Here is a 15305-nt window from a genome sequence, read left to right on the forward strand (position 1 = left end):
CAAATCTAATAAAATGTGGTAGATTTTTTTGACAATTTTTGATTTGAGTTTAACAAAGAATTATTTTGATTAGATAGTGATTGTATTGTTAAATATTTTGATATTATTTTATTTTGTTTGTTGTTTAGATTGTGGTTAAATTTTGAAATTTTTAGTATTTTGTTATTTGAGTCTTAATTTAAAAATATGTTTGAATTTTGCGGAGTGCAATTAAATTTGCTTGATTGAAAAATTCAAAAAACTATTTTTATTTTGAGAAATTTTGGAAATATATTGCAATATTATTTGCTGGGATTGTTAGTATTTATCATAGACTGTGTTGCTAGATTGATAAAATTCTCAAATGATTGAGAATTGTCTAGCATAAAAAAGATACGCCTGCCGTTTCCCGAAGTGGTAACGTATGCGCTGTTTCGTGAATCAGCCGTCCTCAAACCATGAACACCGTTTTTTACCGCATCACCGTTTGCGAAAACATCCGCATGGCCTTTTCATGCGCGGTGGCGGTGCGCCTGCGCCATATGCGAGGTCTCTCGGCAAGGCAGGGGGCATAAGCGATGGACTTGAGACAATTCACGGGACATGCCGCCATGTTCGGCGCCAATGCCATGTGGGGTATCATGTCGCCCGTCTCCAAGATGGTCATGGCAGGCAGCATCATCTCCCCCATGGTCGTGACCGATTGCCGCGTGCTGGGCGCAGCCGTCCTGTTCTGGATACTGTCGCTTTTCATGAAAAAAGACCCGGTCGCCCCCAAAGACCTGCTGCTTTTGCTGCTCGCTTCGCAATGCGCCATCGTGTTCAACCAGGGATCGTTCGTCTTCGGTGTGAGCCTGACTTCGCCGATCGACGCCTCGATCATCACGACAAGCCTGCCGATCCTGACCCTCGTCATTTCGGCCTTTTACCTCAAGGAACCGGTCACCATCCGGAAAATCATCGGCATCATCTTCGGTGCGACAGGCGCGCTGCTGCTGGTGCTCGGCGGCGCGAAGGGCGGCGGCAACGGCAGCAATATCTGGGGCGACTTGCTCATTTTCGCGGCACAGCTGAGCTTTTCGATCTACCTCGTCTTTTTCCGCGGCCTGATCGCACGGTATTCGCCTGTCACCATCATGAAATGGATGTTCACCGGTTCTTCGCTCAGCCTCTTGCCGTTCACCTTCGGCGATTTGCTCGCCATCGACTGGACGGCGCTTCAGTGGCGCTATCTCGCCGGCATCGCCTTCATCGTCGGCTGCGGCACGTTTTTGAGCTATCTGCTCGTGTCGGTCGGACAAAAACGCCTGCGCCCGACCATCGTCAGCATCTACAACTACATCCAGCCCATGGCGGCCAGCGTCGTCGCCATCATGTGGGGAATGGATACCTTCACCCTGATGAAAACCGTCGCCGTCGCCTTCGTGTTCACCGGTGTTTTTCTGGTCACGCAAAACAGAAACCGTACGCTGGCGGAAAAAGCCATCGAAAAAAACCGCCAGTCTTGAGAGGCCTTGCAGGACGCCGCCTGCACAGGTTTTTCCGCACTTTTCCGGGATGTCGGCAGGCAGGGAATGCCAGCCGGATAACAGCCTGTTTTAACGCGGAATAATTGGAATTTTTCCGAAAAAAAAGGTACAGTATGGCAATACAGGCCACAAATGATCCCCCGCCATGCGCCATTACCGGATTGTCCCGTTTCCTGCAGGCACGCTGACGCTTCTGGAAGAAGACGGGTATATCGTCGGTATTCGCACAACAGGCGAGCCGCCCCCTGCGGCACAGGACAGGCAAACGCCCGTACTGGCCCGCGCGGCAGCGCAACTGGACGCCTATTTCGAAGGCAGCCTCAAAACCTTCGATCTGCCGTTGAGACTTTCCGGCACACCGTTCCAGATGGCGGTCTGGAATGCCCTGAAAACGATTCCTTATGGTGAGACACGCAGCTATGGCGATATCGCACGCGTGATCGGACATCCGAAGGCATACCGTGCCGTCGGCATGGCCAACCACCGAAATCCCGTCGCCATCGTCATTCCCTGCCACCGTGTCATCGGTTCCGATGGCACGCTGACCGGCTATGGCGGCGGATTGCCGCTGAAAGCATGGCTGCTCTCACAGGAACGTATCCACGCGCAAGAAGAAGGAGGCTGTATATGCCTGAGAAACTGACGGAAGAACAGTTACAGGCGCTGGCGGTACGTTTCGGACTGGAAACCGCGGTACTGCAATCGCTTGCCGAGACGGCAAGCGAGACGGACGCTTTCCTGCCGGACGGACGGGCCAGCCTGTTTTTCGAAGGGCACCTGTTTTACCGCAATCTGGAAAAAGCCGGCATTTCCCCCGACACATGCCGCGCCGGCAACGAGAACATTCTCTTTCGGGAACCCACCATCCGTTACGACGAGGGTGGGGCCGGCGAATACGCACGGCTGGACAAGGCACGCGCCATCCATCCGGAAGCGGCGCTGATGTCCGCATCCTACGGCATGTTCCAGATTCCGGGCGAACGGTATGCCGATTGCGGTTTCGACAGTGTCGAAGCGTTCGTCTCGGCACAGAACGAAAGCGTATGCCGCCAGCTGGAAACCCTGTGCACCCTGCTGAAAACACAAGGTGCCATTCCGCTGTTGTGCGTGCACGACTGGCCGGCTTTTTCTCGCCGTTATACCGGGACATCCCTCGCGCCGGACGACCTGGCATGGAAAATGGGGCAGGCCTATTACCGCCATACCGTGCGCAGCGGCAACCGGCCCGGATACCGCTAGCCGTGTCGCAGTGCGTTTCTTGCGATTGAACCGGAATATTCCGGCCGGGATCGTCTGGGCCGATTCAGGCAAGCGTTCGTTTTGTCCAATAAAATAATTTTCGAAAAAACATCCATTCATTCATCAGCTTGCATGTAAAAATTCATGCAATATCTTATCATGCAAAAAACGCATGCCTTGTCTTTCCATCCATTTGCTTTCCGATAAATCATTACTCTTGGGCTAATGATTTTGACAACAACTTGATTGATCGGAACCTGCCGTTTTTTTAAGCTGACACCATCGAACGTCAAACCCGACGCCATCGAACGTCAAACGAAAGGAGACATTCCATGTTGCAACGAAGCATCCCGCCGGGGAAATGGGACACCCGGCGGCAGGAAAAAAACCGGCGGATAGACCGTCTGGGAATCGCCGGCAAAGTATTGCCGCGCGACGATCTTCCCGCCATGCTGGAAAAACTCATCGCCCCGGGCGACCGTGTCGTACTGGAAGGCAACAACCAGAAACAGGCCGATTTTCTCGCCCGCATGCTTGCGCAGGCGAATCCGGAGAAACTGCACGACTTGCACATGATCATGCCGAGCGTCAGTCTGCCGGAACATCTCGACCTGTTCGAAAAAGGGATCGCCCGCAAAATCGACTTTTCCTATTCCGGCGCGCAAAGCCTGCGCATGTCGCAGCTGCTGGAAGACGGCATGCTCGAAGTCGGCGCCATCCATACCTATATCGAACTGTATTCGCGCCTGTTCGTCGATCTGATACCCAATGTCGCGCTGATCGCCGCCTACAAGGCCGACAAAAATGGCAACCTCTATACCGGCCCGAGTACCGAAGACACCCCGGCGATCGCCGAAGCCGCCGCCTTCAAGAACGGCATCGTCATCGCGCAGGTCAACGAACTTGTCGACAGCGAGGCCGACTTGCCGCGTGTGGATATTCCCGGTTCATGGGTCGATTTCGTCGTACCGGCGGACAAGCCGTTTTTCATCGAACCGCTGTTCACCCGTGACCCGCGCCTGATCAAACCGGTTCATATCCTCATGGCGATGATGGCCATCAAGGGTATCTATGCACGGCATCAGGTGCAATCGCTCAATCACGGTATCGGATTCAACACCGCCGCCATCGAACTGTTGTTGCCGACCTATGGTGAACAACTCGACCTGAAAGGGAAAATCTGCAAGAACTGGACACTGAACCCGCATCCGACGCTCATTCCCGCCATTGAATCGGGCTGGGTCGAAACCGTCCACTGCTTCGGCGGGGAACTTGGCATGGAAGACTATATCGCCGCACGTCCGGACGTATTTTTCACCGGTTCCGACGGTTCCATGCGCTCGAACCGGGCGTTTTGCCAGATGGCAGGACAGTACGCCGTCGATATGTTCATCGGCTCGACCTTGCAGCTTGACGGCGCTGCCAATTCCTCGACCGTCACGAAAGGGCGGGTATCGGGCTTCGGCGGCGCACCGAACATGGGGCACGATCCGCACGGACGCCGCCACGCCACACCGGCCTGGCTGGACATGATGGAAGACGACGACTTGCTCGGCAGGGGCAAAAAACTTGTCGTGCAGATGGTCGAAACCTACCAGTCCGGCGCCAGCCCGACATTCGTCGAAAGTCTGGATGCCGTATCGGTCGCCCGAGAATCCGGCATGCCGCTCGCACCGGTCATGATTTACGGCGACGACGTCACCCATGTACTGACGGAAGAAGGCATCGCTTATCTGTACCGCGCACAGTCGCTTGAAGAACGCAAGCAGATGGTGGCCGCCGTTGCGGGCATCACCGAAATCGGCATGGCCGCCGACGCCAAGACCGTCCGGCGCTTGCGCAGCGAAAACAAGGTCGCCTTCCCCGAAGATCTGGGGATCGCCAGAACCGACGCCAAACGCTCGCTGCTGGCCGCCGGCAGCATTGCAGAACTCGTCGAATGGTCGGGCGGCCTGTACAACCCGCCGGCACGTTTCAGGAGCTGGTAATGGCTTGCACGATCGGACAACGCACGCCGCAGGCCGAAGCCGCCGCCTACGCACTGGCGCGCCATGCCGTCACGGCACTGCTCGACGAAGCGCGGCTGACCCCGAAACCCGGGCTGGTCGATATGCGCGGCAGCGGCAACCATGACGATATGGACCTGTCCATGCTGGAGGCTTCCGCCGAAAGTCTGGAAACCGCCTTTTTCGACATGGCGCTTGCCGGCTGGGGACGTATGCCGGATGCGGCATTGCGCCGGCAGATCGGCGCCATCGGCCGGGAAGGGGAACGGGTCATGATGAAAACCACCGGCGGCGTCAACACCCACCGCGGCGCGATCTGGGCGCTGGGACTCATGGTCACGGCCTGCGCCATGCACGAAGGTCAGGCCTTCACGCATGACATCTGCGGGAAGGCCGCCTCGCTGGCGAAAATCGGCGACGAAGCCTGTCCGAAGCGTTTTTCCAAGGGCAAATACGTCACGGCACGCTACAAGGTACCGGGCGCACTGGAAGAAGCGCAAGGCGGTTTTCCGCATGTCACCCGACTGGCCTTGCCGCAACTGGCGGCCAGCCGCCATCGCGGCAGCCTGGAACCGGAAGCGCGAATCGACGCCCTGCTGGCCGTCATGACCTCGCTGACCGACACCTGTGTCCTCTCGCGGGGCGGCATGCCGGCGCTTGCCGCCATGCAGAAAGGCGCGCGCGCCGTGCTCGACATGGGGGGTATCGGTACCGAAGCGGGCAAAAGGGCGTTCGCACGGCTCGAGGACGTCATGCGCGAAACCCGTGCCTCACCGGGCGGGGCGGCCGACTTGCTGGCGGCGACACTGTTTCTCGACCGTGCAGCCATCCAATAACAGGAGACAAGAACATGCAAAACATCACACTCAAATATCCCGGCCGCGCAGCGGCCGGAAAAAAAGCGCTCGCCGGTGTCGTCGGTTCGGGCGACATGGAAGCGCTGTTCGAACCGGATACCGCAGACAGGCTCGACGTATCTATCATTACATCCACAGACGGCAGCGCCGCACGCTGGGAACGGCTGTTTGCCAGACTCTCGGATGCCGCCCCCTTGCCGGCAGGCCGTCTGGTCATCCACGATTTCGGCGCGACACCCGGTGTCGCCCGTTTGAGAATCGAACAGGTTTTCGAGGAGGCACGCCATGAATGACACCCGTTTTATCGAATTGTCTGCTCGTGAACGGGAAAAAGGATTGCTGGACGCCGGTACGTTCCGCGAACTGCTTGGCCCGTTCGACTACATCATGTCGCCCTGGCTCCCGCCGCAGGGCATCGTTCCCCAGGCCGACGACGGCATGGTCGTCGCCAAAGGCACGATAGACGGAAAACCCGCTGTCGTCATCGCCATCGAAGGCACCTTCCAGGGCGGCAGCATGGGCGAAGTCTCCGGCGCGAAAATGGCGGCGGCGCTCGAAATGGCGGCCGAAGACAATCGCAAGGGCATTCCGACACAGGCCATCCTCTGTCTGGAAACTGGCGGCGTCCGCCTTCAGGAAGCCAATCTGGGGCTGGCGGCCATCGCCGACATCCATGCCGCCATCGTCGATTTGCGCCGTTATGTCCCGGTCATCGGCATCATCGCAGGAACCGTCGGCTGTTTCGGCGGCATGTCCATCGCGGCAGCCCTGTGCAGCTATCTGATCGTCACCCGCGAAGCCCGGCTCGGTCTCAATGGCCCGCAAGTCATCGAACAGGAAGCCGGTATCGAGGAATACGACTCGCGCAACCGTCCCTTCATCTGGAGCCTGACCGGCGGAGAAGCGCGTTACCGTACCGGGTTCGTCGATGCACTCGTCGATGATTCGCTTGCCGCTGTCAGAAAAGCCGCTACCGACTGTATCGCCATGGGACGTCCGGCATCCCTCAGATGCGAACGCTATGACGACTATCTGGAAAAACTCAACGCTTTCGATACCCGCGAACAGGCCAGCGCGGAACGTGCGGCCGCATTGTTTGGAAAAGGAGAACGCTCATGAAAAACGGAAACGATACCCGTGAAAAGGGCAGGGGGGAAATCTGGTTCGATCTGCTGGCGGGCGATTTCGCGCAGCGTACGGGACAATGCCCGTCGGTCAAGGTCGCCGACGGTGAACTCGACGGCTATCCGGTACGGGCGATCGCCGTCATCCCCGACCCGGACAACCGTTATCCCCGCGCGGCCAAAGGCGAAGTCGGCCTGCTCGAGGGCTGGACGCTCGGCAAGATGGTTGCCGAAGCGGTACAGGCGGACAAGGACAATGCCGAAAAACGCGCCATCCTCGCCATCATCGACGTTCCCAGCCAGGCATACGGCAGACGGGAAGAAGCCTTCGGCATCCATCTGGCGCTGGCAGCCGCGGCAGGCGCATACGCCACGGCACGCCTTGCGGGGCATCCGGTCATCGGACTGATCGTCGGCAAAGCCATGTCCGGCGCGTTTCTGGCGCATGGCTATCAGGCCAACCGCCTGATCGCCATCAACGACCCCGGCGTCATGATCCACGCCATGGGCAAGGCATCCGCCGCGCGCATCACCCTGCGCAGCGTCGAGGCACTGGAAAAACTGGCGTCCACCATCCCGCCGATGGCCTACGACATCACCAACTACCGCACGCTCGGCCTGTTGGAAGACCTGATCGACGTCGCCGATCCGGCCAGACCCGACGATGCGGAAGTCGCAACCATCCGGACAGCCGTCATCCGTGCCATCGCCAGTGCACGCAAGGGAGATGTCTCGCTGACGAACCGGCTGGGTTCGCCCAACCGCGCCAGCACCTCGCAGGTACGCGAAGCCATGCGCAGCCAGTGGCAGGACACGGCATCATGAAATCCGCCGGCCAGCTGTTGCGGGAACACGGCGGGCGGCACGGCTGCCGGCCCCACGATCTGATCCGGGTGAACGGTGCGGATGCCTTGCAATCCGCCGCACCGTTGCCGGACTGGGTCGGCGACGCATGGCATCCGGGACTGCCGCTGGTGGTACGGCGCGATTTTTCCGCGGATGGCCTGATACCGGCCGGCATACGCGGCAATACCCGTGCCGAAAGGGCCGCCGTCTGGGTCGCTCCGGATTCGGTCATCGAAACCGTCACGCCCGAGGCGCTGGTCGATGATGCCGGAAAACTGGCGGCTTCGCCTTTTGCCGGTACACGGCCGGTACAGGCGCTTCTTCGGCTGGTGCGTCAGGCGATACCCTGGCGCTGGGGCGTCACCGGCAGCTGCGGTTATGCGCTGGCGACCGGCAAGGCCGTCATGCATGCCGACAGCGATCTGGATATTCTGGTTCGTTGCCCGGAACCGGCGAAACCGGCGGATTTCGCCGGACTGGCCGGCATCATGGCATCGTTGCCATGCCGCACAGACGTCCAGATCGAAACCCCGGCAGGTGCATTCGCACTGAAAGAATGGCTGCGCGAGTGCCGGAACAATCCGCGCGGGCGCGTCCTGCTCAAAACGGATTTCGGGCCGGTACTGACGGACGATCCATGGCAACCGGAATAAACGACGAGAAAGGCATCCCATGAACAAAATCCTTTTCACCTTTCCGGGACAGGGCGCACAGATTCCCGGCATGCTGCACGAACTCGACAGACAGGGAGAACACGGACAGCTTCTCAGACAGGCAAGCGACATTCTCGGCGAGGACGTCATGACGCTGGATACGCCGCAAGCGCTCGAACGCACCCGCGCCGTCCAGTTGTGCATCCTGATCGCGGGCGTGGCCAGCGCGTCATGGCTCATTGCGCGAAAAGCCGTTCCCGACTTCGTCTCGGGACTGTCCATCGGCGCGTTTCCGGCGGCGGTCGTCTCCGGTGCGCTGGATTTCGCCGATGCCTTGCGGCTTGTGTCCCTGCGTGGCGAACTGATGGAAAAAGCCGCGCCCGCCGGATACGGATTGTGCGCCATCGGCGGCTTGCCGGAACGGACGGTGCAGACGCTCGTCGATGCCGTTTGCGCACCGGCATCTCCCGTCTATCTCGCCAATATCAACGCATCCGACCAGTTCGTCATCGCCGGTTCCGACGATGCCATGAAAAAAGTGCTGGACATGGCGCGGGAAAAGGGCGCGACGAAGACCGACCGGCTCGCGGTGGCCGTTCCGTCCCATTGCCCGCTGCTTGCAGACGCGGCGCGTTTCTTGCATGACGCTATCGGTCAGGTCACGTTCAGACGTCCGGCCATCGCCTACCTGAGCGGCAGCACCGGCAGGGTATTGTGGCAGCCGCAACGCATCGCGGACGATCTCGCCTTCAACATGGCGCGTCCGGTACGCTGGGCGGATGCCATGCAGGCAGCCTGCGAACGGGGCGTGCGGCTGGCCATCGAAATGCCGCCGGGTTCGGTATTGACGGGACTGGCCAAACGGGTGCTTGCCGACGGCGAAGCCCTGTCATGCCAGCAACAGGGCATGGCAGGTGCACTGGCGCTGGCATTGCGCCGGAAGGCGAACTGAACGGATCGGACCTGCCGTCAGTCTTGCGGCGGGTGCGCCAGCATCCGCGCCTCGGCGACCAGCGAGAGGATATCCGGATCGCGCTCGCGGTTTTTCGGAAACACGAGCGCGATCGTCTGGTGTTTGCGGTAACGTTCCGCCAGTTCGATCAGACGCACCGAGTTTTCGAATACCTTGCCGATACGATGCGGCACCAGCGAACAGCCGACACCGGCCTGTACCATGTTCATCAGGGAAAAAATATCGTTGAGGCGTGTCACGACGACCGGCCTGAAACCGGCTTCGCGGAAAGCGTCGTCGAAACGCTGGGCGGTGGCGAATCCCTCGTTCATCGTCACGAACTTTTCATGTCGCAAATCGGCCAGATCGGCGGGTTCTGTCACCTTGTCCGCCATCGACAGCGGCACTGCCAGATAAAAGGTATCCTCGAACAGCGGCAGGGTTTCCAGCCCGGCCATCTCCACACGTTCGCCGGGCAGCGAAACCAGAATGGCATCGAGCAGGCCGTCGGCAAGCTGGAGCAGCAATTCGCGGCTGGAATTCATCGACAAGTCGATTTCCATTTCCGGCCGTCTGCGCTTCAGCCCCATGATCAGGCGCGGAACGGTACCCGTCGTCAGCGAATACAGGCACCCCAGTTTCATGCGTCCGCTGCCGTAACCCGCGGCCTTGCGCGTCGCCTCGATCGCGCGGCGCAATACGATCAGCATTTCATCGGCATAATGCGCCAGCGTCTGCGCGGCGGGCAACGGCTTGAGATTGCGCCCGTCCTGCGCGAAAAGCGGGCATCTCAGGACTTCTTCCAGCGAATGCAGGGCACGATGCACGCTGACTCCGCTGATACCCAGCGTTTCGGCGGTGCGTGCGATATTGCGTTTATCCATGAAAGCCAGAAAAATCTCCAGCTTGCGAATCGTCAGTTCGGAATCGATCATGTTTTTTGTTGAAAAGCCGACGGCGCACGTCGGAAACCGGACAACCATTTTCCCTGTACAGGGCGTGCTTGTCCATCCCCGGTACACGACCGGGGACTGGCACAGCGACGCGCTGTCACACTACAATATACAAAAAACGAACAGGACAGGAAAATGGCTATTCTGATTGTCGAAACAGGGATGCCCCCCGGCGATATCCCCCAGCGGTGCGGATCGACCGCACAATGGTTTCTCGACGCCCTGAACGAAATCGGCAAGCGTGGGGACATCGTTCGTCCCTACCTCGGTGAGGCGCTGCCGGTTCCGACATCCGTATCAGGCGCCATCATCACCGGTTCATGGAGCATGGTGACGGACCACGAGGAATGGAGCGAGAAAACGGCGGAATGGATCCGGCAGGCGCTGGTATTCGACATCCCGCTGTTCGGCGTGTGTTACGGCCACCAGCTGATGGCCTACGCGCTGGGCGGTGAAGTCGGCGAAAACCCGGAAGGCGGCGAAAAAGGCACCTTCACCATCACGCTCACCGAAAAAGGGCGAAACAATCTTTTGCTTGATGGCTTTCCGCTCCAGTTTCCGGCCTATCTTTTCCATGAACAAAGCGTGCTGACGCCGCCGTCCGGCTGCGATGTGCTGGGGTTCTCGGAAAAAGATCCGTACCAGATATTACGCTACGGCAACAGCGCTTTTTCCGTGCAGTTCCATCCGGAATTCACGGCCGACATTCTCAGGGCAGCCTGTGAAAACGGGAAAGTCATACCGCATGACGGTACCGTCGCCAACGAAACCGTCTGGCCGCGGCGACTGTTGCACAACTTCTGCCGTATCGTCGAAGACATCGGCTGAAAAGGCATGAAAAAACGCACGGCAGTGGCTGCGACCGGGCTGCGTGCCGTGCGTAACGTCCTGAAAAAGACCGTCAGCGTGCCTTGACGTAATCCCCCGCGAGCGTCTTGCCGCCGGAACAGAAAAGCGCAAGATCCTCGCTGTCGCCCGCATTCGAAGTGGAAACGTTCATCACATCCGGTACATCCGAGCGGATCACCAGCGTACTGTTCATGCCGGGATTGGCGCTTTGCAAGGGAATCTCGATCTGGTCGTTGATGATTTTGCCATGGGCGTTGAACGTACAGCCTTCCTCGATACCGTCGGCCGAAATATCGACCGTGACACCGTCCTGCGCCGTTCCCGCGATCGTCAGCACACCGGCATAACCGTTTGCCGCCGCATCGCCGGAGAGACGGTAGCGCCCCGCGAAATCGGATGCAACCCTGGGCCTGACCTTCGTGAGCGTATAGGCCCCGGCATCGGCAGCGATCTTGCCGGCGCTGTCCGTCATGACGATGGCATCAGGCGAGCTGACACGGTAATACTGTGTCTGAAGGGGCAGGGAAACCGTCACGATACCCTGATCCATCGTCCAGCCGCCCCCTTGCGACAGGGACGATACATCGCCTTGCGAAAAAAGCTGGGTTTCGATGGCGGAGCCGTCCTGGCGGAACGTAATCGCCGTTCGGATGGGGGAACAATCCTTGCAAGGGAGCGTACCGACATACATGCCTTGCGGCGGCGTTTGTTGCGGTTCGGACTGGTGGCAGGCGGACAGGGCGGCCGCCATGCACAGGCCTGTCAGAAAAAGCGGAAATCGTTTCATGCTGTCTCCGGAGTGAAAAGAAAAGAAATTGCCGGCATCGGACCGGCCGGTACCGCAAGACTAGCGCGGCGGGACAGTACGGAACTGATCCATGTCAGAAAACGGGAAAATAACGCGGAAACTGGAAAAAACGGAAAGCCTGCCGTCGGAAAAAGCGTGAAACGGAAGCTATTTCTTGCGGAATTTGCGGTGTTCCATGACTGTGCCGATCAGTTCGACGGAATCGATGTGGGAGCGGATGACGGGGTAATCCTCGTTCAGCGGCAACAGTTCGAAAAGCATGCGGTGTGAGGAATCCAGCCCTTTCGGACGATATTTCCTGACGACGACCTTGCCTTTTTCACCGTTTCTGGCAACGACGAAATCACCGGGTTCCGGCTTGACGGACGGGTCGATCACGATCCAGTCGCCTTCCTCGAAATCCGGCATCATGGCCGCATTCTCGATTTTCATGGCAAACGAGCGGGGCGACAGGGAAAGATGGGTGAACAGGCATGCCTGCTGTTCGCTGAACTGGACAGGATTGCGCGATGAACTGTTGAAACCGAAAACCTGTTCGTCCGAAATCATGGGAATCTGGTTGATCTTGCCCAGCTGGGAATGCGGAATCTGGAGGGTATTCAGGGACATTTGTCCTTTTCCGGTTTCCAGCCAGGAAGCGGAACATCCGATCATTTCCTGCGCCTTCAGAATGCCCTGTTTGGAAATTCCCCTGGCTTGCCAGTTATGGACGGTTTGCGGCGAAACGTTGAGCAGACGCGCCAGCTCTGACTGGCCGTGCACGCGTTTCATCACTCTGGCCGCTTCGTATAGTCGTTTCATTTGTTCATGCATACCATGCATTTTCCAGAATTAACCCGATCTGTGTTATACGATATGTTCAAGTACGCAATCAACACGATGTTCAATGTTTTTGCGCCTGATACCGGAAGAAAGTGACAATGAGAATGAAAACCGTTTTTCCTTCCGGAAAAACCTTGTCGCCGACAGTTTTTTTCAAACGTTTTCCTGTCTTTTTGATAAAAAAATCAGCTTCAGGTTCCCGATACCGGCTTCCCGGCTTTCAGCAAGCAATCTTTATGTCGGACTGTGTATATAATGAACCCGCTTGTACACTATTAAACTTTTGAATAGTAAAGTCGGCATCTGTTACATTTTGTTACATTTTTGATGCCACAGACGGGAAAGGTCTTCTCACAAAGGCTGAAAAATACGATGGAAATAACGGAAAACAATGTTTTTCGCGAAACGAAAGGATAGGGAAAAAGCCTTTTGTAACAGTCTGACGATCTGTTACAATGCCTCACCGTTGCCCGGGTGGTGAAATTGGTAGACACAAGAGACTTAAAATCTCTCGCCAGAAATGGCGTACCGGTTCGATTCCGGTCTCGGGCACCAACGTTTTCCGCTGCGTTTCTCACGGACCCCTTCCATTGCCGGAAGGGCCGCATGCGCGGTGAATGCGCATGCCGGTACCGCAGGAGGCTGCCTGTTTCCGCTTTCCGTACGGGTGGCAGTGCCATACCCGCTGGCGTTACGGTGGCTGTATCCGCAACGTGCGGCATAAAAGCCGGAACCGTGCCTGCGATATAATGCCCGTTTTCTTCATACGCAAAGCCACCCATGTCATCCGTTTCCTTCCAGTGGCCGCCCAGCCTGGCCGGCATGTCCGTTACCGAAACCGTCTATTGCAAAACATCTGCCGATCCGCGCAAGGCGCTGGTGTACCGCCCGGCCGGAAAAGGGCCGTTTCCCGCGCTGGTCTGCGTGCATGGCGGGGCATGGGTGTCGGGCGACCGTTTCGCGACATCCGGATTTGCCGAACTGGTGGCCGCCACCGGCATCGTCGTCATGGCGATCGACACCCGGCTGGCACCTCGCCACCCGTATCCCGCCGCCGTCGAGGACGTGAACTGCGCCGTGCGCTGGCTCAAGGCCCATGCCGGACAATATGACATCGATGCCGGAAACGTCGGCGCGCTCGGCGTGTCAAGTGGCGGTTATCTGGTATTGCTTGCGTCGCTGTGCCCCGGCAAGTCGCCATTCGGCGGCGAAACGCCTGAAGAGATGCAGCCGGGAAAAGCAGCGGATGCCGCCATGGCATTTGTCGTGACCTGTTCGGGTGTCCTCGATCCGGTGGCGCGCTACCGCATGGCGCAGGAAAACGGCATGACCGACATCATGGCATGCCATCACGCCTTTTTCGGTACTGTATCCGCCATGGAAGCGGCGTCTGTCTCCAGCGTGCTCAAGAGCGGCATATGCACGGGCTTGCCGAAAGCCCTGTTCTTTCAGGGAAGCGACGATATCCGCCTGCCGAAAGATACGGCCTTGCGCATGGCGCGGCTCTGGCACGAATACGGCGGACAGGCGCAAGCCGTCATCGGCGAGGGCGAAGGGCATTCCGTCGGGACATGGCGGATGCCCGCGCTGGCCGACATGCTTGAAAAAATACAGGCGCTGGCATACGGAACGAAATAGGGCGCATACCTGCCGGTTACAGCATTTTTTCGCGCTCAATCGCCATACCGGATTCATCCGGCGGTTGCCGTTTCCGCTGCGGTTCCGATATGATGCAAAACAATCGTATTGTCTGAACAGTCCGAAAGGAGAAAACCATCATGCCGTCGCAAACAGGAAAAACGGAAATTGTCGTCTTGACAGACGATACTATCGCGCAGGACGGGTTGATGGCCGAGCATGGCGTTTCCATTCTCGTAACGCTGCCAAACGGACGGCGCTGGCTTGTCGATACCGGGACGACAGACATCTATCAGGAAAACGCACGCAGGCTGGGCATCCGTCTGGACGGTCTGGCAGGTATCGCGATCACCCACGGGCATGACGACCATACCGGCGGTCTGACATTTTATTCGCGTCTGGCAGGCAAGCCGCCGGTTTACGGGCATCCCTACATCTGGCACAAGTCTTACCAGATCCGTCCCGGCAAACCGGTGCGGATTACCGGCATGCCGTATCTGGCAAGACGTGACGCCGCGCCGTCGTTCCATCCGGTCAACGGCATGGCCCGTCTGGATGACGATCTTTACTTTTTTACCGATATTCCAAGAGCGCCGGGCAGCTTCGCCCCCGTTGCCGGCAATTTTTTCAATGAAGACGGCACAGGTCCGGTGCCGCTGATCGACGATGCCTCGCTCGTCGTACGCACGTCGCGCGGCATGGTCGTGATCGTCGGGTGCGGTCATGCCGGTTATACCAACATCATCGCGGCCATCCATGAAGCCTTTCCGCAAGACAGGTTGCTGGCCGTCATCGGCGGGTTGCATCTGCTCAATGCGCCGGCAAACGTGCTGGCCGATGCCATCGATTGCACGAAACGGATCATGGCGGACGGTTTCTTTTTCTGCTGCGGCCACTGTACCGGCGAAAATGTCTTGCGCTACTTCGGCGAAACACTGGGCGAGCGTGCCGTCAGGTCCATGGGAGCGGGCAGGTCGCTCGTTTTCTGAACGACATGGCGTGCGAAAGCACGCCGGCGTCGGCCAAAAGGCATCGCTTGCCCGGACGATA

General features: G+C 58.4%; 16 protein-coding genes and 1 tRNA gene. 14 read left to right on the plus strand and 3 right to left on the minus strand.

Features of this window, described 5'->3' with window-relative positions; genetic code table 11:
• The first annotated feature begins 557 nt into the window (after positions 1 to 557).
• The 10 genes from NAI64_RS02975 to mdcH all read left to right on the plus strand — a co-directional run bounded on the left by NAI64_RS02975 (position 558) and on the right by mdcH (position 9185).
• On the plus strand, positions 558 to 1487 hold the full coding sequence (locus NAI64_RS02975; protein ID WP_269297616.1) for a DMT family transporter: 930 nt from the start codon (positions 558 to 560) through the stop codon (positions 1485 to 1487).
• Between the two features lie 166 nt (positions 1488 to 1653).
• The gene (locus NAI64_RS02980) at positions 1654 to 2151 is read left to right on the plus strand and encodes a methylated-DNA--[protein]-cysteine S-methyltransferase (protein WP_269297617.1); all 498 of its coding nucleotides are present in this window, start codon (positions 1654 to 1656) and stop codon (positions 2149 to 2151) included.
• Positions 2136 to 2747, plus strand: coding sequence for an N-acetylmuramidase family protein (locus tag NAI64_RS02985; RefSeq protein ID WP_269297619.1), 612 nt, complete (start codon positions 2136 to 2138; stop codon positions 2745 to 2747). The genes NAI64_RS02980 and NAI64_RS02985 overlap by 16 nt, the downstream gene beginning before the upstream one ends.
• Before the next feature lie 332 nt (positions 2748 to 3079).
• Positions 3080 to 4735, plus strand: a complete 1656-nt coding sequence (gene mdcA, locus NAI64_RS02990; protein WP_269297621.1) for a malonate decarboxylase subunit alpha — start codon at positions 3080 to 3082, stop codon at positions 4733 to 4735.
• The gene (locus NAI64_RS02995; RefSeq protein WP_269297623.1) at positions 4735 to 5589 is read left to right on the plus strand and encodes a triphosphoribosyl-dephospho-CoA synthase; all 855 of its coding nucleotides are present in this window, start codon (positions 4735 to 4737) and stop codon (positions 5587 to 5589) included. Before mdcA ends, NAI64_RS02995 begins: the two co-directional genes overlap by 1 nt.
• A 14-nt stretch (positions 5590 to 5603) precedes the next feature.
• On the plus strand, positions 5604 to 5903 hold the full coding sequence (mdcC, locus tag NAI64_RS03000; protein WP_269297626.1) for a malonate decarboxylase acyl carrier protein: 300 nt from the start codon (positions 5604 to 5606) through the stop codon (positions 5901 to 5903).
• A complete protein-coding gene (locus NAI64_RS03005; RefSeq protein ID WP_269297629.1) occupies positions 5896 to 6729 on the plus strand; it encodes a biotin-independent malonate decarboxylase subunit beta in 834 nt (277 codons plus the stop codon). The genes mdcC and NAI64_RS03005 overlap by 8 nt, the downstream gene beginning before the upstream one ends.
• Positions 6726 to 7559: a biotin-independent malonate decarboxylase subunit gamma gene (mdcE, locus tag NAI64_RS03010; RefSeq protein ID WP_269297631.1), complete on the plus strand. Its 834-nt coding sequence runs from the start codon at positions 6726 to 6728 to the stop codon at positions 7557 to 7559. Before NAI64_RS03005 ends, mdcE begins: the two co-directional genes overlap by 4 nt.
• The gene (locus NAI64_RS03015; protein WP_269297633.1) at positions 7556 to 8233 is read left to right on the plus strand and encodes a malonate decarboxylase holo-ACP synthase; all 678 of its coding nucleotides are present in this window, start codon (positions 7556 to 7558) and stop codon (positions 8231 to 8233) included. Before mdcE ends, NAI64_RS03015 begins: the two co-directional genes overlap by 4 nt.
• Before the next feature lie 19 nt (positions 8234 to 8252).
• Entirely contained in the window at positions 8253 to 9185 is a 933-nt protein-coding gene (gene mdcH, locus NAI64_RS03020; protein WP_269297635.1) for a malonate decarboxylase subunit epsilon, read from the plus strand.
• Between the two features lie 17 nt (positions 9186 to 9202).
• Here the strand turns inward: mdcH and NAI64_RS03025 are convergent, their stop codons facing one another.
• Positions 9203 to 10120: a LysR family transcriptional regulator gene (locus NAI64_RS03025; protein WP_269297637.1), complete on the minus strand. Its 918-nt coding sequence runs from the start codon at positions 10118 to 10120 to the stop codon at positions 9203 to 9205.
• 153 nt (positions 10121 to 10273) lie between these two features.
• On the opposite strand from NAI64_RS03025, the gene NAI64_RS03030 reads away from it, so the two are divergent.
• Positions 10274 to 10966: a glutamine amidotransferase gene (locus tag NAI64_RS03030; protein ID WP_269297639.1), complete on the plus strand. Its 693-nt coding sequence runs from the start codon at positions 10274 to 10276 to the stop codon at positions 10964 to 10966.
• A gap of 73 nt (positions 10967 to 11039) precedes the next feature.
• On the opposite strand, the gene NAI64_RS03035 is transcribed toward NAI64_RS03030, so the two are convergent.
• A complete protein-coding gene (locus tag NAI64_RS03035; protein ID WP_269297641.1) occupies positions 11040 to 11774 on the minus strand; it encodes a copper resistance protein NlpE N-terminal domain-containing protein in 735 nt (244 codons plus the stop codon).
• 168 nt (positions 11775 to 11942) lie between these two features.
• Positions 11943 to 12596, minus strand: a complete 654-nt coding sequence (locus NAI64_RS03040; RefSeq protein WP_269297643.1) for a LexA family protein — start codon at positions 12594 to 12596, stop codon at positions 11943 to 11945.
• 489 nt (positions 12597 to 13085) lie between these two features.
• Between NAI64_RS03040 and NAI64_RS03045 the strand changes: the two genes are divergently transcribed.
• The 3 genes from NAI64_RS03045 (at position 13086) to NAI64_RS03055 (ending at position 15244) form a co-directional block, all read left to right on the plus strand.
• Positions 13086 to 13172 (plus strand) — tRNA-Leu (locus NAI64_RS03045).
• A 225-nt stretch (positions 13173 to 13397) separates the two neighbouring features.
• The gene (locus NAI64_RS03050) at positions 13398 to 14255 is read left to right on the plus strand and encodes an alpha/beta hydrolase (protein WP_269297645.1); all 858 of its coding nucleotides are present in this window, start codon (positions 13398 to 13400) and stop codon (positions 14253 to 14255) included.
• Between the two features lie 140 nt (positions 14256 to 14395).
• On the plus strand, positions 14396 to 15244 hold the full coding sequence (locus tag NAI64_RS03055; RefSeq protein ID WP_269297647.1) for an MBL fold metallo-hydrolase: 849 nt from the start codon (positions 14396 to 14398) through the stop codon (positions 15242 to 15244).
• Positions 15245 to 15305 lie beyond the last annotated feature (61 nt).

The organism is Oxalobacter paeniformigenes (genome assembly GCF_027158465.1).
Taxonomy (GTDB): Bacteria; Pseudomonadota; Gammaproteobacteria; order Burkholderiales; family Burkholderiaceae_D; genus Oxalobacter; species Oxalobacter paeniformigenes.

Excerpts from the sequence above, each read along its gene's own strand:
- NAI64_RS03050 (WP_269297645.1), top strand. The coding sequence starts at position 13,398 with ATGTCATCCGTTTCCTTCCAGTGGCCGCCCAGCCTGGCCGGCATGTCC.
- NAI64_RS02980 (WP_269297617.1), top strand. The coding sequence starts at position 1,654 with ATGCGCCATTACCGGATTGTCCCGTTTCCTGCAGGCACGCTGACGCTT.
- NAI64_RS03030 (WP_269297639.1), top strand. The coding sequence starts at position 10,274 with ATGGCTATTCTGATTGTCGAAACAGGGATGCCCCCCGGCGATATCCCC.
- mdcE (WP_269297631.1), top strand. The coding sequence starts at position 6,726 with ATGAAAAACGGAAACGATACCCGTGAAAAGGGCAGGGGGGAAATCTGG.
- NAI64_RS03005 (WP_269297629.1), top strand. The coding sequence starts at position 5,896 with ATGAATGACACCCGTTTTATCGAATTGTCTGCTCGTGAACGGGAAAAA.
- NAI64_RS03025 (WP_269297637.1), bottom strand. The coding sequence starts at position 10,120 with ATGATCGATTCCGAACTGACGATTCGCAAGCTGGAGATTTTTCTGGCT.
- NAI64_RS02975 (WP_269297616.1), top strand. The coding sequence starts at position 558 with ATGGACTTGAGACAATTCACGGGACATGCCGCCATGTTCGGCGCCAAT.
- NAI64_RS03015 (WP_269297633.1), top strand. The coding sequence starts at position 7,556 with ATGAAATCCGCCGGCCAGCTGTTGCGGGAACACGGCGGGCGGCACGGC.
- NAI64_RS02995 (WP_269297623.1), top strand. The coding sequence starts at position 4,735 with ATGGCTTGCACGATCGGACAACGCACGCCGCAGGCCGAAGCCGCCGCC.
- NAI64_RS03040 (WP_269297643.1), bottom strand. The coding sequence starts at position 12,596 with ATGAAACGACTATACGAAGCGGCCAGAGTGATGAAACGCGTGCACGGC.
- NAI64_RS02985 (WP_269297619.1), top strand. The coding sequence starts at position 2,136 with ATGCCTGAGAAACTGACGGAAGAACAGTTACAGGCGCTGGCGGTACGT.
- mdcA (WP_269297621.1), top strand. The coding sequence starts at position 3,080 with ATGTTGCAACGAAGCATCCCGCCGGGGAAATGGGACACCCGGCGGCAG.
- mdcC (WP_269297626.1), top strand. The coding sequence starts at position 5,604 with ATGCAAAACATCACACTCAAATATCCCGGCCGCGCAGCGGCCGGAAAA.
- mdcH (WP_269297635.1), top strand. The coding sequence starts at position 8,253 with ATGAACAAAATCCTTTTCACCTTTCCGGGACAGGGCGCACAGATTCCC.
- NAI64_RS03055 (WP_269297647.1), top strand. The coding sequence starts at position 14,396 with ATGCCGTCGCAAACAGGAAAAACGGAAATTGTCGTCTTGACAGACGAT.
- NAI64_RS03035 (WP_269297641.1), bottom strand. The coding sequence starts at position 11,774 with ATGAAACGATTTCCGCTTTTTCTGACAGGCCTGTGCATGGCGGCCGCC.